The following is a 26,668-nucleotide window of genomic DNA, read 5'->3' on the forward strand; positions in this document are numbered from 1 at the left end:
TTATGCTTATGGACAAAACTCGAAGATTGGTTTCCCTGCAAAGAGGGTTAGGTCTGTTTTTTGAGTGAATGATAACGTTATTGTTTTAAATTGGGTAAAACCCTAGATTAAAAGGGAGGTAGGCCCCTTGCTGGATGTTAATAATTTTGAATACATGAAGATTGGGCTTGCTTCACCAGACAAGATTCGTTCATGGTCATATGGTGAAGTAAAAAAGCCAGAAACAATTAACTACCGAACATTAAAGCCAGAAAAAGACGGGTTATTCTGTGAGCGGATTTTCGGTCCTACAAAAGACTGGGAATGTCATTGTGGAAAATACAAACGTGTACGTTATAAAGGAGTCGTTTGTGACCGTTGTGGAGTCGAAGTAACACGTTCAAAAGTACGCCGTGAACGTATGGGCCATATTGAGCTTGCTGCTCCTGTATCCCACATTTGGTATTTCAAAGGTATCCCAAGCCGTATGGGTCTTGTTTTAGATATGTCTCCTCGTGCGCTTGAGGAAATCATTTACTTTGCGTCATATGTTGTTACAGAAACAGGCGACACAGCCTTGGAGAAGAAACAACTGTTATCAGAAAAAGAATACCGTGCATACCGCGATAAATATGGAAGCAAGTTCCATGCGGGAATGGGTGCTGAAGCGATTAAAAAGCTTCTTTCTGATATTGATTTAGATAAAGAAGTAGACGCCTTGAAAGAAGAGTTAAAAACAGCTCAAGGTCAGCGTCGTACTCGTGCGATCAAGCGTCTAGAAGTTCTTGAGGCTTTCCGTAATTCTGGAAATGAACCTTCTTGGATGATTTTAGATGTTCTTCCGGTTATTCCACCAGAACTTCGCCCGATGGTACAGCTTGATGGTGGTCGTTTTGCGACATCCGACCTAAACGATTTATACCGTCGTGTCATTAACCGTAACAATCGTTTAAAGCGTTTATTAGATCTTGGTGCACCTAGCATCATTGTTCAAAACGAAAAACGGATGCTTCAAGAAGCTGTAGATGCGTTAATCGATAATGGACGTCGTGGTCGTCCTGTTACAGGACCGGGGAATCGCCCGTTAAAGTCACTTTCCCATATGCTAAAAGGGAAGCAAGGACGTTTCCGTCAGAACCTATTAGGGAAGCGTGTTGACTATTCTGGCCGTTCTGTTATTGTCGTAGGTCCAAACCTTAAAATGTATCAATGTGGTCTTCCAAAAGAAATGGCTCTTGAACTATTCAAACCATTTGTTATGAAAGAACTTGTCCAAAAGGGACTTGCACACAATATTAAGTCTGCAAAACGGAAGATTGAAAGAGTTCAGCCGGAAGTATGGGATGTTTTAGAGGATGTTATTAAAGAACACCCAGTATTACTTAACCGCGCCCCTACGCTTCATAGATTGGGAATTCAGGCGTTCGAACCTACATTAGTAGAGGGTCGTGCGATTCGTCTACATCCACTTGTATGTACAGCATACAATGCGGACTTTGACGGTGACCAGATGGCTGTTCACGTCCCATTATCTGCTGAAGCACAAGCAGAGGCTCGCTTGCTTATGCTTGCTGCGCAAAACATCCTAAATCCTAAGGATGGAAAGCCAGTTGTTACACCATCCCAGGATATGGTTCTTGGAAATTACTACTTAACATTAGAGCGTGAAGATGCTGTTGGTGAAGGAATGATTTTTAAAGACCGCAATGAAGCTTTGATTGCTTACCAAAACGGTTATGTACACCTTCACACACGTGTAGCTGTTGATGCGGGTACATTAGGGAATGAAACATTTACTGAGGAACAGAACAACCAACTTCTTGTTACTACAGTAGGTAAGTTGATTTTCAATGAAATTCTTCCTGCATCGTTCCCATATATCAATGAACCAACGAAAACAAACTTGGAAGAAAAGACTCCAGAGAAATACTTCTTAGCCAAAGGGACTGACGTTAGAGCTGCGATTAAAGAAATGCCTCTAATCGATCCTTTCAAGAAGAAAATTCTTGGAAATATCATTGCTGAAGTCTTTAAGAAGTTCCAAATTACAGAAACATCTAAAATGCTGGATCGTATGAAGGATCTAGGTTTCCGTTATTCTTCGAAGGCTGGTATTACTGTCGGTGTAGCTGACATCGTTGTCCTAGGAGAAAAAGAAGAAATTATCAATGATGCTCAAGCAAAAGTTGATAATGTAATGAAGCAGTTTAGACGTGGTTTAATCACAGAAGATGAGCGTTATGATCGGGTTATCTCAATCTGGAGTGCGGCGAAAGATATAATTCAATCTAAGCTTATGAGTTCCTTAAGTCGAACAAACCCAATCTTTATGATGAGTGACTCAGGGGCCCGTGGTAATGCATCAAACTTCACGCAGTTAGCAGGTATGCGTGGATTGATGGCCAACCCGGCTGGTCGTATTATTGAGTTACCGATTAAATCCAGTTTCCGTGAAGGTCTAACTGTATTGGAATACTTTATCTCCACACACGGTGCGCGTAAGGGACTTGCCGATACAGCTCTTAAGACAGCGGACTCAGGTTATTTAACGCGTCGTCTCGTCGATGTTGCACAAGATGTTATTGTTCGTGAGGATGATTGTGGAACAGACAGAGGACTAAACGTTTCTGCATTAAAAGATGGAACGGAAATCATTGAAGCTCTTGACGAACGTTTAATTGGCCGTTATTCAAGAAAAACGATCAAACATCCTGAAACGAATGAAATCATTGTTCGTGAAAATGAATTGATCACCGAAGATCTTGCATTAGAAATTGTGAATGCTGGACATGAAGAAGTATGGATCCGTTCGGCATTTACTTGTAACACACGCCACGGAGTATGTAAGAAGTGTTACGGTCGTAACTTGGCAACTGGCCAAGAAGTTGAAGTTGGCGAGGCAGTTGGAATTATTGCCGCTCAATCTATTGGTGAGCCAGGTACACAGTTAACGATGCGTACTTTCCATACTGGTGGGGTTGCTGGAGATGATATTACCCAAGGTCTTCCACGTATTCAGGAAATCTTTGAAGCACGTAATCCTAAAGGGGTTGCGGTGATTTCGGAAATCAGTGGAGTAGTTGTCGGTATAAATGAAGGTCGTGACAGACAACATGAAATCATCGTTCAAGGTGATGTTGAGTCTCGTACTTACACAGCTCCATATACCGCAAGACTTAAGGTAGCTGTTAACAGTCATGTAGAACGTGGTCAGGAACTAACAGAAGGATCGATTGACCCGAAAGAACTATTGCGCGTAAAAGACGTGAAGTCTGTCCAAGAATACCTCTTAAAAGAAGTGCAGAAAGTATATCGCATGCAAGGGGTAGAAATTGGCGATAAACACGTTGAAGTTATGGTTCGCCAAATGATGAGAAAAATCAGAGTCATTGATGCAGGGGAAACAGATGTTCTTCCGGGCACATTGCTTGAAATCCATCAGTTCACCGATGCGAACCGTAAAGCAATTCTTAATGGAAGATTACCAGCGACTGGACGCCCAGTTATTCTCGGAATTACAAAAGCGTCTCTTGAAACAGATTCATTCTTGTCTGCTGCATCGTTCCAAGAAACAACAAGAGTTCTTACAGATGCGGCAATTAAAGGAAAACGGGATGAACTTCTCGGCTTGAAAGAGAATGTAATCATCGGTAAACTTGTTCCTGCTGGAACAGGTATGCAGCGTTACCGTAAAGCAGAGCCAGTTTTACTGGAAGAAGAAAATACGGAAGATGCCGTTCCGGTAGAATAAAAGTCGATCTATTAAAAGATTTCCTCTAATTAATGCGGTACTTCTTTAATCAGAGGTACCGCATTTTTAAAAATAAAATGAAGATGCTGTTGACATCTCTTTTTTGAAATGCTATTATAGCAAAGGTGTTCCTACTTACCTGGTACATTCATTCAGATGGTCAGGAAGTGAATAATAGGGAACAGCTGATATATCTTTTTATTGTAAAAACTGTTTTTGTGGCGTTTACCGCAAAAGCTTTGTTTTTTAGCAAAAAATGAACCACCTGGATGTGTGGGTCTACCAAAGTAGTGAAAGGAGGAAAAATAATGCCTACAATTAACCAATTAGTACGCAAACCTCGTAAATCTGTCGAGGAAACTTCAAAATCACCAGCATTAAACAAAGGTTACAATAGCTTCAAAAAAGCTCAAACAAACCAAACAGCTCCACAAAAACGTGGTGTATGTACTCGTGTTGGTACTATGACACCTAAGAAGCCAAACTCAGCGCTTCGTAAATATGCTCGTGTTCGTTTAACAAACGGAATCGAGGTAACTGCATACATTCCTGGTATCGGCCACAACTTACAAGAGCACAGTGTTGTTCTTATCCGTGGTGGACGTGTAAAAGACTTACCAGGGGTACGTTACCATATCGTTCGTGGAGCTTTAGATACAGCTGGTGTTAACAACCGTATGCAAAGTCGTTCTAAATACGGTACTAAGCGTCCGAAAGCAGCTAAGAAATAATAACAATCAATCATAGCCTTTTTGAAAGGAGGAAATAATATGCCACGTAAAGGTCCTGTTGCAAAAAGAGATGTATTACCGGATCCGATTTACAATTCAAAGTTAGTTACTCGTTTAATTAACAAAATGATGGTAGATGGCAAGAGAGGTAAATCTCAAAAGATTTTATACTCTGCATTTGATATCATCGCTGAGCGTACTGGCAAAGATGCAATGGAAATCTTCGATCAAGCATTGAAGAACATCATGCCAGTTCTAGAGGTAAGAGCACGCCGTGTTGGTGGTGCTAACTACCAAGTTCCAGTTGAGGTGCGTCCAGATCGTCGTACTACACTTGGATTACGTTGGTTAGTAAACTACGCTCGTCTTCGTGGAGAAAAGACGATGGAAGAGCGTTTAGCAAACGAAATTTTAGATGCTGCGAACAACACTGGAGCATCTGTTAAGAAACGCGAAGATACACACAAAATGGCTGAAGCGAACAAAGCGTTTGCTCACTATCGTTGGTAAAATCATCTTCAAAACTAAAACACTCATACAAGGAAGGAGAAAGACCCAATGGCAAGAGAGTTCTCCTTAGAAAAAACTCGTAATATTGGTATCATGGCGCACATTGATGCTGGTAAAACAACAACAACTGAGCGTATCCTATATTATACAGGCCGTATTCATAAAATCGGTGAAACTCACGAAGGTGCTTCTCAAATGGACTGGATGGAGCAAGAGCAAGAACGTGGTATTACAATCACGTCTGCTGCGACAACAGCTTCTTGGAACAACCACCGTGTAAACATCATCGACACTCCAGGACACGTAGACTTCACTGTTGAAGTTGAACGTTCTCTACGTGTTCTTGATGGTGCGGTTACAGTATTAGATGCTCAATCTGGTGTTGAGCCACAAACAGAAACTGTTTGGCGCCAAGCAACAACATATGGCGTACCACGCATTGTGTTTGTAAATAAGATGGATAAGTTAGGTGCAGACTTCTTATATTCTGTAGGAACAATTCATGATCGTTTACAAGCAAATGCTCATCCTGTCCAATTACCAATCGGTGCGGAAGATGAGTTCAGTGGTATTATCGATTTAATTGATATGAATGCACGATTCTACGGTAATGACTTAGGTACTGAAATCACTGAAGGAGAAATCCCTGATGAGTACAAAGAACTAGCTGAAGAATGGCGCGAAAAATTAATCGAAGCTGTTGCTGAGCTTGATGAAGAACTAATGGAAAAATACCTTGGTGGAGAAGAGCTTACAAAAGAAGAAATTAAAGCTGCGATCCGTAAAGGTACTACAAATGTTGAGTTCTACCCGGTATTGTGTGGATCAGCATTTAAAAACAAAGGTGTTCAGTTAATGCTAGATGCAGTAATCGACTACCTTCCATCTCCATTAGATGTACCAGCAATCAAAGGACATGTTCCTGACAGTGAAGAAGAAGTAGAACGTCATTCTAGCGATGAAGAGCCATTCTCTGCTCTAGCATTTAAAGTTATGACAGACCCTTATGTTGGTAAACTTACATTCTTCCGTGTATATTCTGGTACTCTAGAATCTGGTTCTTACGTAAAGAACTCAACTAAAGGTAAGCGTGAGCGTGTAGGACGTATCCTACAAATGCACGCAAACAGCCGTCAGGAAATCTCTGTTGTTCACTCTGGAGATATTGCTGCAGCAGTAGGTTTAAAAGATACAACTACAGGCGATACTTTGTGTGATGAAAAGGCTCCAGTTATCCTTGAATCCATGCAGTTCCCTGAGCCAGTTATCCAACTTTCTGTTGAGCCAAAATCAAAAGCGGACCAAGATAAAATGTCGACTGCTCTACAAAAGCTTCAAGAAGAAGATCCAACATTCCGTGCGCATACTGACCAGGAAACTGGACAAGTTATCATCGCTGGTATGGGTGAACTTCATCTTGACATCATCGTTGACCGTATGAAGCGTGAATTCAAGGTAGAAGCAAATGTGGGTGCACCACAAGTTGCATACCGTGAAACTTTCCGTGCTTCAGCACAGGTAGAAGGAAAATTTGCTCGCCAATCTGGTGGACGTGGACAATTCGGACACGTATGGATTGAATTCTCACCTAACGAAGAAGGAAAAGGCTTCGAATTCGAAAACGCAATTGTCGGTGGGGTTGTACCTCGTGAATACATCCCAGCTGTACAAGCAGGTCTTGAAGATGCTTTAGACCGTGGTGTTCTTGCTGGTTATCCACTAGTAGACATCAAAGCTAAGTTATATGATGGTTCTTATCATGATGTTGACTCCTCTGAAATGGCGTTTAAGATTGCCGCTTCTATGGCACTTAAAAATGCTGCTTCAAAATGTCAACCAGTTATCTTAGAACCTGTAATGAAGGTTGAAGTTGTTATTCCTGAAGAATATCTTGGAGATATCATGGGTATGATCACTGCTCGTCGTGGACGTGTAGAAGGTATGGATGCTCGCGGTAATGCACAAGTTGTTCGTGCGATGGTTCCTCTTTCAGAGATGTTTGGATATGCAACTGCTCTTCGTTCTAGTACACAAGGACGTGGTGTATTCTCTATGCACTTCGACCACTACGAAGAAGTTCCAAAATCAGTTTCTGAAGAAATCATCAAAAAAAATAAAGGTGAATAATTGATTTTAAACCTTTAATCAAGTATAACTACTAATGTAAGACATAGCTATGAAAAGGGTTTTCCCTTTTTCATAGCCTAAAATATACTTATTTCTTAATTAACAAGGAGGATTCCTAAAATGGCAAAAGCTAAATTTGATCGTTCAAAGCCACACGTTAATATCGGAACTATTGGTCACGTTGACCATGGTAAAACAACTCTAACAGCTGCAATCACTACTGTTCTAGCTAAAGCTGGCGGTGGAGACGCACGCGGTTATGACCAAATCGATAACGCTCCAGAAGAAAAAGAGCGTGGTATCACAATCAACACATCTCACGTTGAGTACGAAACTGCAAACCGTCACTATGCACACGTTGACTGCCCAGGACACGCTGACTATGTTAAAAACATGATCACAGGTGCTGCTCAAATGGACGGCGGTATCTTAGTTGTATCTGCAGCTGATGGTCCAATGCCACAAACTCGTGAGCACATCCTTCTTTCTCGTCAGGTAGGTGTACCTTTCCTTGTTGTATTCATGAACAAGTGTGACATGGTTGACGATGAAGAACTACTAGAACTAGTTGAAATGGAAGTACGTGACCTACTTTCTGAGTACGATTTCCCTGGCGACGACATCCCAGTTGTTAAAGGTTCTGCTCTTAAGGCTCTTGAAGGAGAAGCTGAGTGGGAAGAGAAAATCATCGAGCTTATGGCTGCTGTTGACGAATATATTCCAAATCCAACTCGTGACACTGACAAGCCATTCATGATGCCTGTTGAGGATGTATTCTCAATCACAGGTCGTGGAACAGTTGCTACTGGTCGTGTTGAGCGTGGACAAGTTAAAGTTGGTGACGTTGTTGACATCATCGGTTTAGCTGAAGAACCAAAACAAACGACTGTAACAGGTGTTGAAATGTTCCGTAAGCTTCTTGATTATGCAGAAGCTGGAGATAACATTGGAGCTCTTCTTCGTGGGGTTGCACGTGAAGACATCCAGCGTGGACAAGTACTTGCTAAGCCAGGTTCAATCACTCCACACACTAAGTTCAAAGCAGAAGTTTACGTTTTATCTAAAGAAGAAGGTGGACGTCACACTCCGTTCTTCTCTAACTACCGCCCACAGTTCTACTTCCGTACAACTGATGTAACTGGTATTTGTAACCTTCCAGAAGGCGTAGAAATGGTTATGCCTGGAGATAACATTGAAATGTCAGTTGAGCTAATCGCTCCAATCGCAATCGAAGAAGGAACTAAGTTCTCAATTCGTGAAGGTGGACGTACAGTAGGCGCTGGCGTTGTTGCTTCAATCCAAGAGTAATCTTATATTCTAAACAGGTGGGCTTTTGCTCACCTGTTTTTATTTTGAATTAAATTTTATCAAATTTGAATCTGATTCCTTGTGTTCACAACTTCAATCTTGATCTAGCATTAATGCTCTTTTGTTTTTTCATTTAGTGTAATACTGAGCTTATACTTTTTATAATTTCTTTAAAGCTTTTCAAAATCATAAGTGCGTTTACGAGTGATGTAACGCAAGTTTCTTCTATATAGATATGTCCAATAGGATGATTTATGTTTTGCTGGAAAGACTTTCAACGAATAAAGTTAAATATATTTGTTATCTTGACTTGAAATCACTTAGGTGAGCGTCTATAATAATAAAAGTGCGTTAGTGATACAGGAATTGATAAAAAGCCTTGCTTTCATTATCATACTTCTGTATAATAGACAATGTTGGTCTTCGACTGCGATGATGCGGAAGGTTGCCGACACACCCGGCCGCTTTGCCATGGCGAGTGTGTGGGAAATTTTCGCGGAGAATGTCTATTAGAAAATAGGCGAAAAGGAGGGAAAATAATGGCAAAACAAAAAATTCGTATCCGTTTAAAAGCATATGATCATAGAATTCTTGATCAATCTGCAGAAAAAATTGTTGAGACTGCGAAACGTTCTGGTGCTGCTGTATCAGGTCCGATTCCACTTCCAACAGAAAAGAATGTGTACACAATTCTTCGTGCGGTGCATAAGTACAAAGATTCTCGTGAGCAATTCGAAATGCGTACACATAAACGTCTAATCGATATCATCAACCCAACTCCACAAACAGTTGATTCATTGATGCGTTTAGACTTGCCATCAGGCGTAGATATCGAAATCAAATTATAATTAGATAAATAACAAACATACAGGAGGTGTGACGAATGACCAAAGGAATCTTAGGAAGAAAGATCGGTATGACTCAAGTTTTTGCTGAAAACGGTGATCTTATCCCAGTAACAGTTGTTGAAGCTACTCCAAACGTAGTGCTACAAGTGAAAAACGCTGAAACTGATAATTACGAAGCTGTACAGCTTGGTTTTGAAGATAAGCGTGAAAAACTTTCAAACAAACCTGAAAAGGGACATGTTGCCAAAGCAAATACTGCTCCTAAGCGCTTCGTACGTGAATTTAACGGAGTAGACTTAGCTGAGTATGAAGTTGGTCAGGAAGTCAAAGTTAATATTTTCGCAGAAGGCGATTTAGTAGATGTAACAGGTGTATCTAAAGGGAAAGGTTTCCAAGGTGCTATTAAGCGTCATGGACAATCTCGTGGACCTATGTCACACGGTTCTCGTTATCACCGTCGCCCCGGTTCAATGGGACCAGTTGCTCCAAACCGTGTTTTCAAAGGAAAATTGCTACCTGGACGCATGGGCGGAGAACAAGTAACAGTTCAAAACCTTGAAATTGTTAGAGTAGACGAAGAACGCAACCTTCTTTTAATTAAAGGGAATGTTCCTGGAGCTAAAAAAGCTTTATTAAAAATAAAGAGTTCAGTTAAATCGAAGTAACGTCTAAAGAAAGGAGGAAACAGGAATGCCTAAAGTAGCATTATATAACCAAGCTGGATCTAAGGTTGGCGATGTTGAGCTTAACGATTCAGTATTTGGTATCGAACCAAACAACCACGTTATGTTTGAAGCGGTTGTTATGCAAAGAGCTTCCTTACGTCAAGGAACTCATAAAACAAAAATTCGTTCTGAAGTATCTGGCGGTGGCCGTAAGCCTTGGCGCCAAAAAGGAACAGGTCGTGCCCGTCAGGGATCTATCCGTTCTCCACAATGGCGTGGTGGTGGAACAGTATTTGGACCAGTTCCACGTAGCTACAGCTACAAACTACCTAAAAAGGTGCGTCGCTTAGCAATCAAATCAGCACTTTCTTCTAAAGTTGTTGCTGAAGAGATCCTAGTACTTGATAGCTTAAGTTTTGAAGCTCCAAAAACAAAGGAATTCACAAACGTTCTAAAAGGACTTTCTGTTGAGAAAAAAGCATTAGTTGTTACAGCTGGTGTTGACGAAAACGTAGCCCTTTCTGCACGTAATATTCCTGGTATTACAGTTGTTACAGCTGAAGGTATTAACGTACTTGATGTTTTAAATCATGATAAATTAATCATGACTAAAGCAGCAGTTGAAAAAGTAGAGGAGGTGCTTGCATAATGGATGCACGCGATATCATTAAGCGCCCCGTTATCACTGAACGTTCATCTGACTTAATGGCTGAGAAGAAATATACTTTCGAAGTTGATGTTAGAGCGAATAAAACACAAGTTAAAGATGCTGTACAAGAAATCTTTGGTGTTGCAGTGAAAAATGTAAACATCATGAACTATAAAGGTAAATTTAAGCGTATGGGCAAATTCGGTGGTTATACTAACAAACGCCGCAAAGCCATCATCACTTTAACTCAAGACAGCAAAGAAATCGAATTATTCGAAGTCTAATCTGTTAAATAGAAGAGGAGGGAAAAGAAATGGCGATTAAAAAGTACAAACCTACCTCTAATGGTCGTCGTAACATGACAGCGTCTGATTTCGCAGAAATCACGACTGATTCACCGGAAAAGTCTTTACTTGCTCCGTTGCACAAAAAAGGCGGCCGTAATAACCAAGGTAAGTTAACTGTTCGTCATCACGGTGGCGGTCATAAGCGTCAATACCGTATCATCGATTTCAAACGTAACAAAGATGGCATACCAGGACGCGTTGCCACAATTGAGTACGATCCAAACCGTTCAGCAAACATTGCGTTAATCAACTATGTTGACGGTGAAAAGCGTTATATCCTAGCACCTAAAAATCTTAAAGTTGGAATGGAAGTTATGTCTGGACCAACTGCGGATATTAAAGTAGGAAACGCACTACCATTAACTAACATTCCTGTTGGTACTGTTGTACACAACATTGAAATGAAGCCTGGTAAAGGCGGACAATTAGTTCGTTCTGCAGGTACAAGTGCACAAGTGCTTGGTAAAGAAGGTAAATACGTTCTTATCCGTTTAAACTCAGGTGAAGTACGCATGATTCTTTCAGAGTGCCGCGCAACTGTAGGTCAAGTTGGTAATGAACAACACGAACTAATTAACATTGGTAAAGCAGGACGTTCACGCTGGTTAGGCAAGCGCCCAACTGTTCGTGGTTCTGTAATGAACCCTAACGATCACCCACACGGTGGTGGTGAAGGACGCGCTCCAATTGGACGTAAATCACCAATGTCTCCATGGGGTAAACCAACTCTTGGATATAAAACTCGTAAGAAGACGAACAAATCCGATAAATTTATCGTACGTAGTCGTAAAAAATAACGGGATTGAGCTACGGTTCTGGAGAACCGTAGGACAATCACGAAGGGAGGTTCAATCATGGGTCGTAGCTTAAAAAAAGGACCTTTTGTTGATGATCATTTAATTAAAAAGATCGAAAAGCTAAATGAGACTGAGGGTAAGCAGGTTGTTAAAACTTGGTCCCGTCGCTCAACGATCTTCCCGCAATTCATCGGACACACAATCGCCGTTTATGATGGGCGTAAGCACGTGCCGGTATATGTGACTGAAGACATGGTAGGCCATAAGCTTGGAGAATTTGCTCCATCTCGTACTTATAAAGGCCATGCCGCTGACGATAAGAAAACAAGACGCTAATTGAGAGGAGGGTATCCAGATGCAAGCAAAAGCTGTTGCAAGAACAGTTCGTATTGCTCCTCGTAAAGCTCGTTTAGTACTAGATTTAATTCGAGGAAAGCAAGTTGGCGAAGCGGTAGCTATTCTTAAACTAACACCAAAAGCAGCTTCTCCAATCGTTGAGAAAGTTTTAAAATCTGCACTTGCTAATGCAGAACACAATTACGAAATGGATGTAAATAATCTTGTAGTTTCTCAAGCATACGCTAACGAGGGACCAACACTGAAACGTTTCCGTCCACGTGCACAAGGTCGTGCAAGTGCTATTAACAAACGCACTAGCCATATTACTATTGTTGTATCAGAAAAGAAGGAGGGATAATTAGTGGGTCAAAAAGTAAATCCAGTCGGTTTGCGTATCGGTGTTATCCGTGATTGGGAATCTAAATGGTACGCAGGTAAAGACTACGCTGATCTTTTACACGAAGATATTAAAGTTCGTGAGTACATCACTAAGCGCCTACGCGATGCTTCTCTTTCTAAAATTGAAATTGAGCGTGCAGCTAATCGCTTAAATGTAACAGTACACACTGCGAAGCCAGGTATGGTAATTGGTAAGGGTGGTACAGAAGTCGAAGCGCTTCGTAAAGCCCTAAATGCATTAACTGGCAAACGCGTTCATATAAACATTCTTGAAATCAAGAGAGCAGATGTTGATGCTAAACTTGTTGCTGAAAACATTGCTCGTCAATTAGAAAACCGTGTTTCATTCCGTCGTGCACAAAAGCAAGCAATCCAACGTGCAATGCGTGCTGGTGCAAAAGGTATTAAAACACAGGTATCTGGTCGTCTAGGCGGAGCAGATATTGCTCGTGCAGAACACTATAGTGAAGGAACAGTGCCTCTTCATACTCTTCGCGCTGATATCGACTATGCAACAGCAGAAGCTGATACAACATACGGTAAGCTCGGAGTTAAAGTGTGGATCTATAAAGGCGAAGTCCTTCCAACGAAGAAGAAAACTGAGGAAGGAGGCAAATAATATGTTATTGCCAAAACGCGTTAAATATCGCCGCGAACACCGTGGAAAAATGCGCGGACGCGCAAAGGGCGGCACTGAGGTAGCATTCGGTGAATTCGGCCTACAAGCTACTGAAGCCTCCTGGATTACAAACCGTCAGATCGAAGCAGCTCGTATCGCGATGACTCGTTATATGAAGCGTGGCGGTAAAGTTTGGATTAAAATCTTCCCTCATAAGCCATACACTGCAAAGCCTCTAGAAGTCCGAATGGGTTCTGGTAAAGGTTCTCCTGAAGGATGGGTAGCAGTAGTAAAACCAGGGAAAGTTATGTTTGAAATCGCTGGAGTATCTGAAGAGGTTGCTCGTGAAGCATTACGTCTTGCAGCACATAAGCTACCTGTTAAGTGCAAGTTTGTAAAACGAGAAGAAATTGGTGGTGAATCCAATGAAAGCTAATGAAATTCGTGACCTTACCACTGCTGAAATCGAACAAAAAGTGAAATCTTTAAAAGAAGAGCTTTTTAACCTGCGCTTTCAATTAGCGACTGGGCAGCTTGAAAACACAGCTCGCATCCGTGAAGTACGGAAGGCGATTGCCCGTATGAAAACTGTGATTCGTGAAAGAGAGATCGGCGTTAATAATTGATAACCAGAGAGGAGGCCCTTCACAATGAGTGAACGCAACCAGCGTAAGGTCTATACTGGACGTGTTGTTTCTGACAAGATGGATAAGACTGTTACTGTCATGATTGAAACATACAAAACACATCCTCTATATGGCAAGCGCGTAAAATACTCTAAAAAGTTTAAGGCTCATGATGAGCAAAACGTTGCTAAAGTAGGCGATATCGTACGTATCATGGAAACTCGTCCACTTTCTGCGACAAAACGCTTCCGATTAGTAGAAGTTGTTGAGAAAGCTGTTATTATCTAAATCGTTCGGTATTAGGTTTATTCCGAAGGGAGGTTACTCACATGATCCAACAGGAAAGTCGTTTAAAAGTTGCTGATAATTCAGGTGCTCGTGAAGTTTTGACAATCAAAGTACTCGGTGGTTCTGGTCGTAAGACTGCAAACATCGGAGATGTTATCGTATGTACTGTCAAACAAGCAACACCAGGTGGAGTTGTTAAGAAAGGTGACGTCGTAAAGGCTGTTATCGTTCGTACAAAGTCTGGTGCACGTCGCTCTGACGGAACATATATCAAGTTTGATGAGAACGCATGTGTAATCATCCGTGACGATAAGAGCCCTCGTGGTACTCGTATCTTCGGACCAGTTGCACGTGAACTTCGTGAAAACAACTTCATGAAAATCGTTTCATTAGCTCCAGAAGTACTATAATTCCAAAACAAATGGCTCTAAGGAGGTGCGACAGATGCATGTCAAAAAAGGTGACAAAGTAATGGTCATCTCTGGTAAGGACAAAGGCAAAACAGGGAACATCCTTGCAGCTTTCCCTAAGCAAAGCCGCGTTCTAGTAGAAGGGATCAATATCGTGAAGAAACACGCTAAGCCTTCTCAAGAGAATCCGCAAGGCGGAATCATCAGCCAAGAGGCACCTATTCATGTATCAAATGTTATGCCTATCGATCCGAAGTCTGGTCAACCAACTCGTGTTGGTTACACAGTAGAAAACGGTAAGAAGGTACGCGTAGCAAAAAAATCAGGTGAAGTTCTAGATAAATAGTATATAGATGAAGGGAGGTACTCATAAATGAACCGCCTAAAAGAAAAGTATAACAAGGAAATTTCTCCTGCTCTAATGAGCAAGTTTAATTATAAATCCGTAATGGAAGTACCAAAGTTAGAAAAAATCGTAATCAACATGGGTGTTGGTGATGCAGTTGCAAACGCAAAAGCATTAGATACTGCTGTTGAAGAATTATCATTGATTTCTGGTCAAAAGCCTTTAATCACTCGTGCTAAAAAGTCTATCGCAGGTTTCCGTCTTCGTGAAGGAATGCCGATCGGCGCAAAGGTTACTCTTCGCGGTGAGCGCATGTACGAATTCTTCGATAAGTTAGTTTCAGTTTCTCTACCACGTGTACGTGACTTCCGCGGTGTTTCAAAGAAATCTTTCGATGGACGCGGAAACTACACAATGGGTGTTAAAGAACAATTAATCTTCCCTGAGATTGATTACGATAAAGTATCAAAATTACGTGGCATGGATATCGTTATTGTTACGACTGCAAACACTGATGAAGAAGCTCGTGAACTATTAACTCAATTCGGAATGCCATTTAAAAAGTAATCTCTAAATAGAGGGAGGCGAAATCGTGGCTAAAAAATCAATGATTGCGAAACAAAGACGCACGCCTAAATTTAAAGTACAAGAGTACAGCCGCTGTGAGCGCTGCGGACGTCCGCACTCTGTATACCGTAAATTCAAGCTTTGCCGTATTTGTTTCCGTGAATTAGCATACAAAGGACAAATTCCTGGTGTGAAAAAAGCTAGCTGGTAAAACTGAAAGCTCTGGAAGGAGGTAAAAACCATGGTCATGACAGATCCAATTGCAGATTTGCTTACTCGTATTCGTAATGCGAATATGGTTCGTCACGAAAAATTAGAAGTACCTGCTTCTAACATGAAAAAAGAGATCGCCGAAATTCTTAAGCGTGAAGGTTTCGTACGTGACGTAGAATATATCGAAGATAACAAGCAAGGTATTATCCGTATCTTCTTAAAGTACGGTTCTAATAACGAGCGTGTTATTACAGGTCTAAAGCGTATTAGTAAGCCTGGTTTACGCGTATATGCTAAATCAAATGAGGTACCTCGCGTACTTAACGGCTTAGGAATCGCACTTGTTTCAACATCAAATGGCGTATTGACTGATAAAGAAGCTCGCGCTAAGCAAGTTGGCGGAGAAGTATTAGCTTACGTTTGGTAATAGATTTTCAGAACGAATGGAGGTGCAATAAATGTCTCGCGTAGGTAAAAAACCAATTGAGATCCCTGCTGGGGTTACAGTTACGAACGAAAACAACTTCGTAACAGTTAAAGGTCCAAAAGGCGAACTTTCTCGTGCTTTTGACAAAGATATTCAAATTTCAATCGAAGAGAATGTAATCACTATCTCTCGTCCTTCTGACGCCAAGAATCACCGCGCTTTGCACGGTACAACTCGCGCGGTTCTTTCAAACATGGTTGAAGGTGTTTCTAAAGGTTTCGAAAAATCTCTAGACCTAATCGGTGTGGGTTACCGTGCTGCAAAACAAGGTAAAAAGCTTGTTCTAAACGTAGGTTACTCTCATCCGGTTGAGATCGAAGCTGAAGAGGGCATCGAAATCGAAGTTCCAGCTAACAATAAAGTTATTGTAAAAGGAACTGATAAAGAACGTGTTGGAGCACTTGCTGCCAATATTCGTCAAGTACGCCCACCAGAGCCTTATAAAGGTAAAGGTATCCGTTACGAAGGCGAATTTGTACGCCGTAAGGAAGGTAAGACTGGTAAGTAAGGCCTCATAGGTTAAACGAAAGGAGTGACGTAAATGATTACGAAAGCTGATAAAAACGCTGTGCGTCGCAAAAGACATGCTCGTGTTCGCTCAAAAGTTAGCGGTACTGCAGCTCGTCCTCGTTTAAATGTGTTCCGTTCTAACAAGCACATTTATGCTCAATTAATCGACGATGTGAATGGAGTTACTTTAGCGAGTGCTTCTACTTTAGATAAAGATGTCAGCCTAGAATCTACAAGCAATGTTGATGCAGCTGTTAAAGTTGGAGAACTAGTTGCTAAGCGCGCTGTAGAAAAAGGTGTTAGCGAAGTCGTTTTCGACCGTGGAGGCTACTTGTATCATGGCCGTATTAAGGCCCTTGCAGAAGCTGCACGTGAGAACGGATTACAATTTTAAAGTAAAAAGGAGGGACATATTTAGATGCGTCGCATTGATCCAAACAAACTTGAACTAGAAGAACGCGTAGTTACGGTTAACCGTGTTGCGAAAGTTGTTAAAGGTGGTCGTCGTTTCCGTTTTACTGCTCTTGTAGTAGTTGGAGACAAAAATGGCTATGTAGGATTTGGAACTGGTAAAGCACAAGAGGTACCAGATGCAATCCGTAAAGCAATTGAAGATGCTAAGAAAAACTTAGTATTCGTACCAATGGTTGGTACATCTATTCCTCACGAGGTTATTGGTCACTTTGGTGCTGGTGAAATCCTACTTAAGCCTGCGGCTGAAGGTACTGGAGTTATCGCTGGTGGACCAGTTCGTGCAGTATTAGAATTAGCGGGTGTTCAAAACATCCTTTCTAAGTCTTTAGGAACAAACACTCCAATCAACATGGTACGTGCTACTGTTGATGGATTAAAACAATTAAAGCGTGCTGAAGACGTAGCGAAGTTACGCGGTAAATCAGTAGAAGAACTGTTAGGATAGGGAGGGAAATCACATGGCAACTAAATTGGAAGTTACCCTCACACGCAGCTTGATTGGTCGTCCACAAGATCAGCGTGAAACAGTTAAGGCTCTTGGTCTAAAGAAAGTCCACCAAACAGTTGAACACGAAGACAATGCCGCTATCCGTGGTATGATCAATAAAGTGTCTCATCTTGTAAAGGTGAACGAAAAATAATTAATACTTCTTTATAAGGAGGTGCCAACATGAAACTTCACGAATTAAAGCCTGCAGAAGGTTCACGTCATGAGCGTAAGCGTAAAGGCCGTGGTATCGGTACTGGTAACGGTAAAACAGCTGGTAAAGGACACAAAGGTCAAAATGCTCGTTCAGGTGGCGGAGTACGCCCAGGATTCGAGGGTGGTCAAACACCTTTAGCTAGACGTTTGCCTAAACGTGGATTTACAAATGTAAACCGTAAAGAATATGCAATTGTAAATCTTGATGCTTTAAACCGTTTTGAAGATGGAACCGAAGTGACTCCAGAACTTATGATCGAAACAGGACTTGTCAAGAAGGAACTTGCAGGAATTAAGATTCTTGCTAGTGGAACTTTGGAGAAAAAGTTAACTGTTAAAGCTCACAAGTTCTCCTCTGCAGCACAAGAAGCAATTCAAGCTGCGGGTGGTCAAACTGAGGTGATCTAATGTTTCAGACAATCTCCAATTTTATGCGCGTGGGTGAAATCAGAAGCAAAATTCTCTTCACCCTTTTAATGTTGATTGTATTTCGCCTTGGAGCCTTTATACCGGTTCCAGGAGTGAATTCTGATATATTAAAAGCACAAGATACAATGAGTGCGTTTGGTGTACTGAACGTTTTTGGCGGCGGTGCACTACAAAACTTCTCCATTTTTGCAATGGGAATTATGCCTTACATCACAGCTTCGATTATTATTCAGTTGTTACAGATGGACGTTGTTCCAAAGTTTACTGAGTGGTCTAAACAAGGTGATGCTGGTCGAAGAAAACTAGCTCAATTTACTAGATATTTCACCATCATTCTTGGTTTCATTCAAGCATTTGGAATGTCTTATGGGTTTAATAATCTAGCTGGTGGATCTTTAATTAAAGATAGTGGAATCGGTAGCTATTTACTAATTGCTACAGTGTTAACCGCTGGAACAGCCTTTTTAATGTGGCTTGGTGAGCAAATCACAGAAAAAGGTGCTGGAAATGGTATCTCAATTATCATTTTTGCTGGTATCGTTGCTGGACTACCTACTATCGTAAACCAGATTTATACTCAACAGTTTGAAGGTGCTGGGGAAGCTCTTTTCTTACGCATTCTAACGATTGTTTTAATCCTATTAGCGATCATTGCAATTATCGTTGGGGTTATTTTTATCCAAGAAGCGTTAAGAAAGATTCCAATCCAATACGCAAAAAGAGCTTCAGCTGGTAATAACTCTATTGGTGCTCAATCTTCACATTTACCATTGAAGGTGAATGCTGCAGGTGTTATCCCAGTTATTTTTGCTATCTCGTTTGTCATTGTGCCACCGACGATTGCTCAATTCTTCGGAACAAATGACGTTACGATTTGGATTCAAAATACATTTGATTATACAAGACCTCTTGGAATGATCATTTATGTTGCATTAATTGTTGCGTTTACGTATTTCTATGCTTTCATCCAAGTGAATCCTGAGAAGGTAGCTGAAAACCTGAAAAATCAAGGTGGTTATGTTCCTGGAATACGCCCAGGTAAAGCAACACAGGAATATTTGACGAGTGTTCTAACAAGGTTAACATTTGTCGGCGCAATCTTTCTTGCTGTCATTTCTGTATTACCAGTTTTCTTCATCAAAATTGCTGGACTCCCACAAAGTGTTCAGATCGGTGGAACAGGGCTACTAATTGTAGTTGGTGTTGCATTAGACACAATGAAAAAACTAGAAAGCCAGCTAGTGAAACGACACTATAAAGGTTTTATTAAATAGATGGTTTAGGGGACAGACGTCTCCTAATCCTTCAAAGAGACTGAGGGGGAATTCTTGTGAATTTAGTTCTAATGGGGCTCCCAGGTGCAGGTAAAGGCACTCAGGCCGAAAAAATTGTTTCAAAATACAACATCCCTCATATCTCAACAGGAGATATGTTCCGTGCGGCTATCAAAGAAGGAACGGAACTAGGCTTGCAAGCTAAATCATTTATGGACCAAGGTGCACTTGTTCCTGATGAAGTTACGATTGGAATCGTTCGTGAGCGTTTAAGCAAACCAGATTGTGAAAAAGGATTCCTTTTAGACGGTTTCCCACGTACGGTTGCTCAAGCAGAAGCTCTTGAAACAATGCTTGCAGACCTAAATAAACAAATTGATTACGTCATTAATATTGATGTGGATCAAAGCATTTTAATGGAACGTTTGACAGGTCGCCGAATCTGTAAAGATTGTGGCTCTACCTATCATCTTGTATTTAACCCACCGGCAAAAGAAGGTGTTTGCGACAAATGTGGCGGTGAATTATATCAACGCGCAGATGATAATGCAGACACTGTTCAAAACCGTTTGGAAGTTAATATCCAACAAACAAAACCATTATTAGATTTCTATGAAAGCAAAGGTTACTTACGCAATATCAATGGACAGCAAGAAATTACAACGGTTTTTGCTGAAGTTGATCAATTGCTAGGGAGCCTCGCTTAATGATCATTTGCAAAACTTCTCGTGAGATTGATCTGATGCGAGAAGCCGGGCGCATTGTTGCACTTACTCATCAGGAGTTGAAAAAACATTTGACTCCGGGTATCACTACAAAAGAACTGGATGAAATTGCTGAGGAGTTTATCCGAAAGCATGGGGCCACAGCTTCTTTTAAGGGATATAATGGGTTTTCGGGCAGCATCTGTACTTCGGTCAATCATGAGCTGGTTCACGGGATTCTTGGAGGACGAGTTCTAAAAGAGGGCGATATAATCAGCATCGATATCGGTGCGAAATACAACGGGTATCATGGTGATTCAGCCTGGACATATCCTGTTGGGGAAATCAGTGAAGAAGCGCAGCGTCTCTTAAACATTACAGAAGAGTCGCTTACCCGTGGCCTAAACGAAGCTAAGCCAGGTGAACGACTAACGAACATCTCCCATGCCATTCAAACGTATGTGGAAACAAACGGCTTTTCGATTGTGCGTGAGTATGTCGGACATGGAATCGGGCAAGAATTACATGAGGAACCACCAATTCCTCATTTCGGTAAACCTAATAGGGGACCGATCTTGGAGCCCGGTATGGTTCTATGTGTTGAACCAATGGTGAACGCTGGAAGCCGATATGTGAAAACACTAGCCGATAATTGGACTGTCGTGACATTGGATGGTAGCCTTTGTGCCCACTTTGAGCATACAGTTGCGATTACTGAAACTGGTTTTGAGATATTGACTAAAGCATAAAATTTAGATGATTGGTTCGAAATCAGAAATTAGAAATGCTAGCATCATATTAGCAGACGGATTCAACTTTTTTATGGTATAATCATAAGGTTGAAAATGCCCTGTTTGATTTAAACCACATATGACGTGAAGAAGGGAGACAATGTTCAATGGCAAAAGACGATGTAATTGAAGTGGAAGGCACGGTTCTTGAAACTTTGCCGAATGCCATGTTTAAGGTAGAGTTAGAGAACGGTCATACAATTTTAGCTCATGTTTCTGGGAAAATCAGAATGCACTTTATTCGTATCCTACCGGGTGATAAAGTGACAGTTGAGCTATCTCCATATGATTTGACTCGCGGAAGAATTACCTACCGCTTTAAATAAACTGGTTGCTCCGTACTATTAAGGAGGTTAGAGTAATGAAAGTGAGACCATCGGTTAAGCCAATCTGCGAAAAGTGCAAAGTTATCCGTAGAAAAGGCAAAGTTATGGTGATCTGTGAAAACCCTAAGCATAAACAAAAACAAGGATAAACGTAGAAGGAGGTGCGCATAAATGGCACGTATTGCTGGTGTAGATATTCCACGTGAAAAGCGTGTAGTAATTTCTTTAACATACATTTTTGGAATTGGCAGAGCAACTGCTGAAAAAATCCTTGCAGAAGCCGGTGTTTCTGAAGACACTCGCGTTCGCGATTTAACAGAAGACGAATTAACAAAAATTCGTGAAATCGTTGATAAATTAAAGGTAGAGGGTGACCTTCGTCGTGAAGTTTCCCTAAACATCAAGCGTTTGATGGAAATCGGTTCTTATCGCGGTTTACGTCATCGTCGTGGGCTTCCTGTTCGTGGTCAAAATACTAAGAACAATGCTCGTACACGTAAAGGTCCTCGTAAGACTGTAGCTAACAAGAAAAAATAATTGGTAAAGGAGGTCAATAGATCAATGGCTCGTAAAACTAATACACGCAAACGCCGCGTCAAAAAGAATATTGAGGCAGGAGTTGCGCATATTCGTTCAACTTTCAATAATACAATTGTCACTATTACAGACGTTCATGGTAATGCAATTTCTTGGTCAAGTGCAGGTGCTCTAGGTTTCAAGGGTTCTCGTAAATCCACTCCATTCGCAGCACAAATGGCAGCAGAAACTGCAGCTAAGACTTCAATGGAACATGGAATGAAGACTCTTGAAGTAACAGTAAAAGGACCTGGTGCTGGTCGTGAAGCTGCTATTCGTGCGCTTCAAGCTGCTGGACTAGAAGTTACTGCAATCAAAGATGTTACTCCAGTTCCACATAACGGTTGCCGCCCACCAAAACGTCGTCGTGTTTAATTTTTCTGTATAGAATTTGTATCTATGTCAATAATGGGATATGATACAAAATATTCGTGCAGATAATGGTTCAGTTGTTGTGCACATACGGGAACGTATACATGGGGACTTTCGGTCAGGAAAGAACACCTACCGGGGTTTCGACGTTTTGAAGGAGGGTATATTTGATGATCGAAATAGAAAAACCAAAAATCGAAACGGTTGAGATCAGCGATGATGCCAAATACGGCAAGTTTGTCGTAGAACCGCTTGAGCGTGGATATGGTACAACTTTGGGTAACTCCTTACGTCGTATTCTATTATCCTCACTCCCAGGTGCCGCTGTAACATCCATTCAAATTGATGGAGTACTTCATGAGTTCTCTACTGTTGAGGGTGTTGTAGAAGATGTCACTTCTATCATCTTAAATGTAAAGAAATTGGCATTAAAAATTTACTCAGATGATGAGAAGACACTTGAGATCGATATGCAGGGCGAGGGAGCTGTAAAAGCTGCTGACATTACACACGATAGTGATGTCGAGATTTTGAATCCGGATCTTCATATTGCAACTCTTTCAAGCAAAGGTTCACTTAGAATGCGCCTTACTGCTAAAAGAGGTCGTGGGTATACACCTGCTGATCAAAATAAAAGAGAAGATCAACCGATCGGGGTTATCCCAATCGATTCCATCTATACTCCGGTTTCACGTGTATCTTACCAAGTGGAGAACACTCGCGTGGGACAGATGACGAACTTTGATAAGCTGACATTTGACGTTTGGACAGATGGAAGCAATGGACCTAAAGAAGCAGTAGCTCTTGGGGCCAAAATTTTAAATGAGCATTTAAACCTTTTTGTTGGTCTAACCGACGAAGCGCAAAATGCTGAAATTATGGTAGAAAAAGAAGAAGATCAAAAAGAAAAAGTTCTAGAAATGACAATTGAAGAACTTGACCTTTCTGTTCGTTCCTATAACTGCCTAAAGCGTGCCGGAATCAACACTGTTCAAGAGCTTGCTCATAAAACTGAAGAAGATATGATGAAGGTTCGTAACCTAGGAAGAAAATCGTTAGAAGAGGTTAAAGCAAAACTAGATGAGCTAGGCTTAGGCTTGCGTAAAGATGACTAGTTAATTGCGATTAACTAGGCATTTTACTGTTGCCTCTATCAGACTTCTAGTGAACTTCAAAAAAGGAGGGAAAACTCATGGGATACAGAAAGTTAGGACGTACAAGTGCCCAGCGTAAAGCTATGCTGCGCGATTTAACTACAGACCTAATCATCAATGAGAGAATCGAAACAACTGAAACTCGTGCGAAAGAACTTCGTTCAGTTGTTGAAAAAATGATTACTTTGGGAAAACGCGGTGACCTTCATGCACGTCGTCAAGCAGCTGCTTGGGTACGTAACGAGGTAGCAAATGCAGAAACGAACCAAGATGCTCTCCAAAAATTGTTTGCAGACATCGCTCCACGTTATGCTGAGCGCCAAGGTGGATATACTCGCATCATGAAACTTGGACCACGTCGCGGTGACGGTGCGCCAATGGTTATCATTGAGCTAGTTTAATATCATTAAACACTCACAACAAGGGCGATGGACAGTTTGAACAAACTTGTTTCATCGTCCTTTTTTACAAAATGATATCCAAATATATTTTTACGAACAAGCCAATACGAGCGTTATGATGTGCATACTACTAAACGGAATTGGCAAGCTGATAACACTCAGTTATTGTGATTTAATGGTTGCTTTATGCCATTCTGAACGAAGAAATGCATCTCGTTTGGACTAGCTCACACTTTGCCATTCTTGTATGACTCGTCTAGCTCATGCACCTCCTCCCCATCCATACCTGGATGCTTATGTATTTACGGTAAACGTTACCGTTGGGACGAGGTGCAGGCTTTTTTTGTATTTAAAAATAGTAATTTAGTTTAGAAACGATTCTTAGTAAGCACAAGCTGAGTTATAATGTGCCATAATAGGGACCAACAGATGGACAAGGAATCGTGAGTGAAGGGGAGGAAAGCAATGGAATCACCTCTTGTTGTGATAAAAGATGTAAGCTTTCAGTATGATTCTCAAGAATCCTTAGCACTTAACCAGATCAATATGGAGGTTTATGAGGGAGAATGGCTAGCGATTGTTGGGCATAATGGATCAGGGAAATCAACATTAGCAAGATTGTTAAATGGTTTGCAATTCCCCAAAGAGGGCTCCATTACTGTTGCTGGGATTACACTTGCTGAAGAGACGATCTGGGATATCCGCCGTCAAATTGGTATGGTTTTTCAAAACCCAGATAACCAGTTTGTTGGGACCACGGTACAGGATGATGTGGCTTTTGGTCTTGAAAACAACGGAATTCCAGTTGATGTCATGAGTGAACGTGTGGTCGACGCATTGAAAAAGGTGAATATGGATAGCTTTCTAGATCAAGAGCCGCACCATCTTTCTGGAGGACAGAAGCAGCGAGTTGCAATTGCTGGTGTTTTAGCACTAAAACCTTCTATTATTATTCTTGATGAGGCGACCTCGATGCTTGACCCAAGAGGTAGGGCAGAGGTGATTGAAACGATTATGAAACTTCAAAAACAGGATAAAATTACGGTTATATCGATTACCCATGATTTAGAGGAAGCCTCAAGAGCTGATCGAATCATTGTGATGAACAAAGGGGAGGTATACCGAGAAGGAACTCCTAATGAAATTTTTCTAATGGATGAGGAACTAATTAAACTCGGTTTGGATATTCCATTTCCAATTAAAATGAGTAACAAGCTGCGGGAGAAGGGAATAAGCCTTGGTCAGCAGTATCTTACAGAAGAAGAGTTGGTGGCAGGATTATGGACATCTCACTCAAAAATGTAGAATACCGCTATTCTGCTGATACACCTTTTGAACGGTTGGCGATTCAAGATGTGAATATCGATATTTCTTCAGGTTCCTATACGGCTATTATTGGGCATACTGGTTCAGGAAAGTCGACAGTTCTTCAACATTTAAATGCGCTTCTAAAACCGACAAAGGGAACAGTCTTCATTGGAAACCGTGAAATCAAAGCTGGACGGAAGGAAAAGAATCTAAAAGGGATTCGTGAAAAGGTTGGAATTGTATTTCAATTTCCTGAACATCAGCTTTTTGAAGAAACAGTGGAAAAAGACATTTGTTTTGGGCCATTAAATTTTGGTGTTTCCGAGACTGAAGCTAAAAAGCGGGCTAACGAGGCCATTAAACAGGTTGGATTGTCCGAAGAGATACTAGAAAAATCTCCTTTTGACCTTTCTGGTGGACAAATGAGGCGTGTAGCAATAGCTGGGGTTTTAGCGATGGAACCAGAATGTATTGTTCTAGACGAGCCTACAGCTGGCCTTGACCCAAGAGGTCGGAAAGAAATCATGGACTTGTTTTATAAGCTTCATCAGGAACGAGATCTAGCGACCGTACTCGTTACTCACAGCATGGAAGATGCCGCACGATATGCGGATGAAATTGTCATCATGCATAAGGGAACGGTCCTGCAAAAAGGGACTCCAAATGAAATATTCTCAGACCCGGAGAGACTTTTAGCACACGGTTTAGATGTTCCGGATGTCGTACGTTTTCAACTTAGAATAGAAAAAACGTTTCAAACAAAGTTTGATCGTATTTGTTTAAAGGAAGATGAATTAATCAACATGCTCGCTGCCTTTCTGAAAAGGAGGGGTGCGCAATGATGGAAAAAATGATTATTGGTCGCTACGTTCCAGCGGATTCTCTTCTCCATCGGATGGACCCACGTTCTAAATTAATACTTGTCTTTTTATTTGTTGGGGTTATCTTCTTAGCAAACAATTTTTGGACTTATGGAATTCTATTAATTTATACCTTATTAATGGCTGGATTTTCAAAAATACCACCACGCTTTTTAATTGGTGGATTAAAGCCTGTACTTTGGCTGGTCATCTTCACCTTTTTTCTTCATTTATTCCTAACCAGAGAAGGTGCAGTGATTTTTGATTTAGGTTGGTTCAAAATCTATGAAGAAGGACTACGCCAAGGTATTTTTATCTCAATGAGATTTTTCCTACTTATTCTCATTACTTCCTTATTAACCTTGACTACTACTCCGATTGAAATAACCGATGGGTTGGAACGATTGTTGGGACCATTAAAGAAATTGAAGTTTCCTGTCCATGAATTGGCATTAATGATGTCGATCGCCCTCAGGTTTATTCCAACTCTAATGCAAGAGACTGATAAAATTATGAAAGCTCAAACAGCTAGAGGAGTCGAATATACAAGTGGCCCGATAAAAGAGCGCCTAAAGGCTGTAGTCCCGTTATTAATCCCCTTGTTTATTAGCTCATTTAAACGAGCAGAAGAATTGGCTGTTGCAATGGAAGCACGCGGGTATAAAGGTGGAGAAGGCAGGACGAAATATCGTCAGCTATCGTGGTCAACGGTAGATACGTTAATGATTCTTCTTCTTTTAGCAGTAACGGTTCTATTGATTGTTTTTAGAGGGTAGTGGT

General features: G+C 41.2%; 38 protein-coding genes. All 38 read left to right on the top strand.

Annotated features, from left to right (window positions below; genetic code table 11):
* Positions 1–127: 127 nt before the first annotated feature.
* The 38 genes from rpoC (at position 128) to M3182_RS22900 (ending at position 26,664) form a co-directional block, all read left to right on the top strand.
* Positions 128–3,730, top strand: a complete 3,603-nt coding sequence (gene rpoC / locus M3182_RS22715) for a DNA-directed RNA polymerase subunit beta' (RefSeq protein WP_251435705.1) — start codon at positions 128–130, stop codon at positions 3,728–3,730.
* Positions 3,731–4,038: 308 nt separating this feature from the next.
* On the top strand, positions 4,039–4,461 hold the full coding sequence (rpsL, locus tag M3182_RS22720; protein WP_251435708.1) for a 30S ribosomal protein S12: 423 nt from the start codon (positions 4,039–4,041) through the stop codon (positions 4,459–4,461).
* A gap of 39 nt (positions 4,462–4,500) precedes the next feature.
* Positions 4,501–4,971: a 30S ribosomal protein S7 gene (gene rpsG / locus M3182_RS22725; RefSeq protein WP_251435711.1), complete on the top strand. Its 471-nt coding sequence runs from the start codon at positions 4,501–4,503 to the stop codon at positions 4,969–4,971.
* A 48-nt stretch (positions 4,972–5,019) separates the two neighbouring features.
* Complete coding sequence (fusA, locus tag M3182_RS22730) at positions 5,020–7,098, top strand: elongation factor G (RefSeq protein ID WP_251435714.1); 2,079 nt, start codon at positions 5,020–5,022, stop codon at positions 7,096–7,098.
* 120 nt (positions 7,099–7,218) lie between these two features.
* A complete protein-coding gene (tuf, locus tag M3182_RS22735; protein WP_251435717.1) occupies positions 7,219–8,406 on the top strand; it encodes an elongation factor Tu in 1,188 nt (395 codons plus the stop codon).
* A 539-nt stretch (positions 8,407–8,945) separates the two neighbouring features.
* Positions 8,946–9,254: a 30S ribosomal protein S10 gene (rpsJ, locus tag M3182_RS22740; RefSeq protein WP_046524765.1), complete on the top strand. Its 309-nt coding sequence runs from the start codon at positions 8,946–8,948 to the stop codon at positions 9,252–9,254.
* Between the two features lie 35 nt (positions 9,255–9,289).
* Complete coding sequence (rplC, locus tag M3182_RS22745; protein WP_251560262.1) at positions 9,290–9,919, top strand: 50S ribosomal protein L3; 630 nt, start codon at positions 9,290–9,292, stop codon at positions 9,917–9,919.
* 25 nt (positions 9,920–9,944) lie between these two features.
* Complete coding sequence (rplD, locus tag M3182_RS22750) at positions 9,945–10,568, top strand: 50S ribosomal protein L4 (protein WP_251435724.1); 624 nt, start codon at positions 9,945–9,947, stop codon at positions 10,566–10,568.
* Positions 10,568–10,852 carry a 50S ribosomal protein L23 gene (gene rplW / locus M3182_RS22755; RefSeq protein ID WP_251435727.1) on the top strand — a complete coding sequence of 95 codons (285 nt, stop codon included), beginning with the start codon at positions 10,568–10,570 and terminating at the stop codon, positions 10,850–10,852. Before rplD ends, rplW begins: the two co-directional genes overlap by 1 nt.
* Positions 10,853–10,881: 29 nt before the next feature.
* Positions 10,882–11,712 carry a 50S ribosomal protein L2 gene (gene rplB, locus M3182_RS22760; protein WP_251435730.1) on the top strand — a complete coding sequence of 277 codons (831 nt, stop codon included), beginning with the start codon at positions 10,882–10,884 and terminating at the stop codon, positions 11,710–11,712.
* A gap of 57 nt (positions 11,713–11,769) precedes the next feature.
* Positions 11,770–12,048, top strand: a complete 279-nt coding sequence (gene rpsS, locus M3182_RS22765) for a 30S ribosomal protein S19 (protein WP_251435733.1) — start codon at positions 11,770–11,772, stop codon at positions 12,046–12,048.
* A gap of 19 nt (positions 12,049–12,067) precedes the next feature.
* Positions 12,068–12,409 (top strand): 50S ribosomal protein L22, encoded by a 342-nt coding sequence (rplV, locus tag M3182_RS22770; RefSeq protein ID WP_251435736.1) that lies wholly within the window; start codon positions 12,068–12,070, stop codon positions 12,407–12,409.
* A 3-nt stretch (positions 12,410–12,412) separates the two neighbouring features.
* Positions 12,413–13,069: a 30S ribosomal protein S3 gene (gene rpsC / locus M3182_RS22775; RefSeq protein WP_251435739.1), complete on the top strand. Its 657-nt coding sequence runs from the start codon at positions 12,413–12,415 to the stop codon at positions 13,067–13,069.
* A 1-nt stretch (position 13,070) separates the two neighbouring features.
* Complete coding sequence (gene rplP, locus M3182_RS22780; RefSeq protein WP_203557171.1) at positions 13,071–13,505, top strand: 50S ribosomal protein L16; 435 nt, start codon at positions 13,071–13,073, stop codon at positions 13,503–13,505.
* Positions 13,495–13,695, top strand: a complete 201-nt coding sequence (gene rpmC / locus M3182_RS22785; protein WP_090749663.1) for a 50S ribosomal protein L29 — start codon at positions 13,495–13,497, stop codon at positions 13,693–13,695. The genes rplP and rpmC overlap by 11 nt, the downstream gene beginning before the upstream one ends.
* 24 nt (positions 13,696–13,719) lie before the next feature.
* Complete coding sequence (rpsQ, locus tag M3182_RS22790) at positions 13,720–13,983, top strand: 30S ribosomal protein S17 (protein WP_251435743.1); 264 nt, start codon at positions 13,720–13,722, stop codon at positions 13,981–13,983.
* Positions 13,984–14,024: 41 nt separating this feature from the next.
* On the top strand, positions 14,025–14,393 hold the full coding sequence (gene rplN / locus M3182_RS22795; RefSeq protein WP_251435746.1) for a 50S ribosomal protein L14: 369 nt from the start codon (positions 14,025–14,027) through the stop codon (positions 14,391–14,393).
* 34 nt (positions 14,394–14,427) lie between these two features.
* Positions 14,428–14,739, top strand: a complete 312-nt coding sequence (gene rplX, locus M3182_RS22800) for a 50S ribosomal protein L24 (RefSeq protein ID WP_251435750.1) — start codon at positions 14,428–14,430, stop codon at positions 14,737–14,739.
* Positions 14,740–14,766: 27 nt separating this feature from the next.
* Complete coding sequence (gene rplE, locus M3182_RS22805; RefSeq protein WP_251435753.1) at positions 14,767–15,306, top strand: 50S ribosomal protein L5; 540 nt, start codon at positions 14,767–14,769, stop codon at positions 15,304–15,306.
* Positions 15,307–15,331: 25 nt separating this feature from the next.
* The gene (gene rpsN / locus M3182_RS22810) at positions 15,332–15,517 is read left to right on the top strand and encodes a 30S ribosomal protein S14 (RefSeq protein WP_251435756.1); all 186 of its coding nucleotides are present in this window, start codon (positions 15,332–15,334) and stop codon (positions 15,515–15,517) included.
* A 30-nt stretch (positions 15,518–15,547) separates the two neighbouring features.
* Entirely contained in the window at positions 15,548–15,946 is a 399-nt protein-coding gene (gene rpsH / locus M3182_RS22815) for a 30S ribosomal protein S8 (RefSeq protein ID WP_251435759.1), read from the top strand.
* A gap of 31 nt (positions 15,947–15,977) precedes the next feature.
* Complete coding sequence (gene rplF / locus M3182_RS22820) at positions 15,978–16,514, top strand: 50S ribosomal protein L6 (protein WP_251435762.1); 537 nt, start codon at positions 15,978–15,980, stop codon at positions 16,512–16,514.
* Between the two features lie 33 nt (positions 16,515–16,547).
* Positions 16,548–16,910: a 50S ribosomal protein L18 gene (rplR, locus tag M3182_RS22825; protein ID WP_251435765.1), complete on the top strand. Its 363-nt coding sequence runs from the start codon at positions 16,548–16,550 to the stop codon at positions 16,908–16,910.
* Positions 16,911–16,934: 24 nt separating this feature from the next.
* A complete protein-coding gene (gene rpsE, locus M3182_RS22830; protein WP_251435768.1) occupies positions 16,935–17,435 on the top strand; it encodes a 30S ribosomal protein S5 in 501 nt (166 codons plus the stop codon).
* Between the two features lie 13 nt (positions 17,436–17,448).
* A complete protein-coding gene (gene rpmD / locus M3182_RS22835; RefSeq protein ID WP_251435771.1) occupies positions 17,449–17,631 on the top strand; it encodes a 50S ribosomal protein L30 in 183 nt (60 codons plus the stop codon).
* Positions 17,632–17,660: 29 nt separating this feature from the next.
* Positions 17,661–18,101 carry a 50S ribosomal protein L15 gene (gene rplO / locus M3182_RS22840; RefSeq protein WP_251435774.1) on the top strand — a complete coding sequence of 147 codons (441 nt, stop codon included), beginning with the start codon at positions 17,661–17,663 and terminating at the stop codon, positions 18,099–18,101.
* Positions 18,101–19,396: a preprotein translocase subunit SecY gene (gene secY / locus M3182_RS22845; protein ID WP_251435777.1), complete on the top strand. Its 1,296-nt coding sequence runs from the start codon at positions 18,101–18,103 to the stop codon at positions 19,394–19,396. Before rplO ends, secY begins: the two co-directional genes overlap by 1 nt.
* 56 nt (positions 19,397–19,452) lie before the next feature.
* Positions 19,453–20,103 carry an adenylate kinase gene (locus tag M3182_RS22850; RefSeq protein ID WP_251435780.1) on the top strand — a complete coding sequence of 217 codons (651 nt, stop codon included), beginning with the start codon at positions 19,453–19,455 and terminating at the stop codon, positions 20,101–20,103.
* The gene (map, locus tag M3182_RS22855; protein ID WP_251560264.1) at positions 20,103–20,849 is read left to right on the top strand and encodes a type I methionyl aminopeptidase; all 747 of its coding nucleotides are present in this window, start codon (positions 20,103–20,105) and stop codon (positions 20,847–20,849) included. The genes M3182_RS22850 and map overlap by 1 nt, the downstream gene beginning before the upstream one ends.
* A gap of 149 nt (positions 20,850–20,998) precedes the next feature.
* Positions 20,999–21,217 (top strand): translation initiation factor IF-1, encoded by a 219-nt coding sequence (gene infA / locus M3182_RS22860; protein ID WP_251435786.1) that lies wholly within the window; start codon positions 20,999–21,001, stop codon positions 21,215–21,217.
* Positions 21,218–21,252: 35 nt separating this feature from the next.
* On the top strand, positions 21,253–21,366 hold the full coding sequence (rpmJ, locus tag M3182_RS22865) for a 50S ribosomal protein L36 (protein WP_003156543.1): 114 nt from the start codon (positions 21,253–21,255) through the stop codon (positions 21,364–21,366).
* Between the two features lie 22 nt (positions 21,367–21,388).
* The gene (gene rpsM, locus M3182_RS22870; protein ID WP_251435790.1) at positions 21,389–21,754 is read left to right on the top strand and encodes a 30S ribosomal protein S13; all 366 of its coding nucleotides are present in this window, start codon (positions 21,389–21,391) and stop codon (positions 21,752–21,754) included.
* 24 nt (positions 21,755–21,778) lie between these two features.
* Positions 21,779–22,168: a 30S ribosomal protein S11 gene (gene rpsK / locus M3182_RS22875; protein ID WP_046524788.1), complete on the top strand. Its 390-nt coding sequence runs from the start codon at positions 21,779–21,781 to the stop codon at positions 22,166–22,168.
* A gap of 167 nt (positions 22,169–22,335) precedes the next feature.
* The gene (locus M3182_RS22880; protein ID WP_251435793.1) at positions 22,336–23,280 is read left to right on the top strand and encodes a DNA-directed RNA polymerase subunit alpha; all 945 of its coding nucleotides are present in this window, start codon (positions 22,336–22,338) and stop codon (positions 23,278–23,280) included.
* 77 nt (positions 23,281–23,357) lie between these two features.
* Positions 23,358–23,720, top strand: a complete 363-nt coding sequence (rplQ, locus tag M3182_RS22885) for a 50S ribosomal protein L17 (RefSeq protein ID WP_251435796.1) — start codon at positions 23,358–23,360, stop codon at positions 23,718–23,720.
* Between the two features lie 465 nt (positions 23,721–24,185).
* On the top strand, positions 24,186–25,025 hold the full coding sequence (locus M3182_RS22890; RefSeq protein WP_251435799.1) for an energy-coupling factor ABC transporter ATP-binding protein: 840 nt from the start codon (positions 24,186–24,188) through the stop codon (positions 25,023–25,025).
* Positions 25,001–25,870 carry an energy-coupling factor ABC transporter ATP-binding protein gene (locus tag M3182_RS22895; RefSeq protein WP_251435802.1) on the top strand — a complete coding sequence of 290 codons (870 nt, stop codon included), beginning with the start codon at positions 25,001–25,003 and terminating at the stop codon, positions 25,868–25,870. The genes M3182_RS22890 and M3182_RS22895 overlap by 25 nt, the downstream gene beginning before the upstream one ends.
* Entirely contained in the window at positions 25,867–26,664 is a 798-nt protein-coding gene (locus M3182_RS22900; protein ID WP_251435806.1) for an energy-coupling factor transporter transmembrane component T family protein, read from the top strand. The genes M3182_RS22895 and M3182_RS22900 overlap by 4 nt, the downstream gene beginning before the upstream one ends.
* Positions 26,665–26,668: the final 4 nt, after the last annotated feature.

It is taken from the genome of Mesobacillus maritimus (assembly GCF_023715205.1).
In the GTDB taxonomy this organism is placed as follows: domain Bacteria; phylum Bacillota; class Bacilli; order Bacillales; family Cytobacillaceae; genus Mesobacillus_B; species Mesobacillus_B maritimus_C.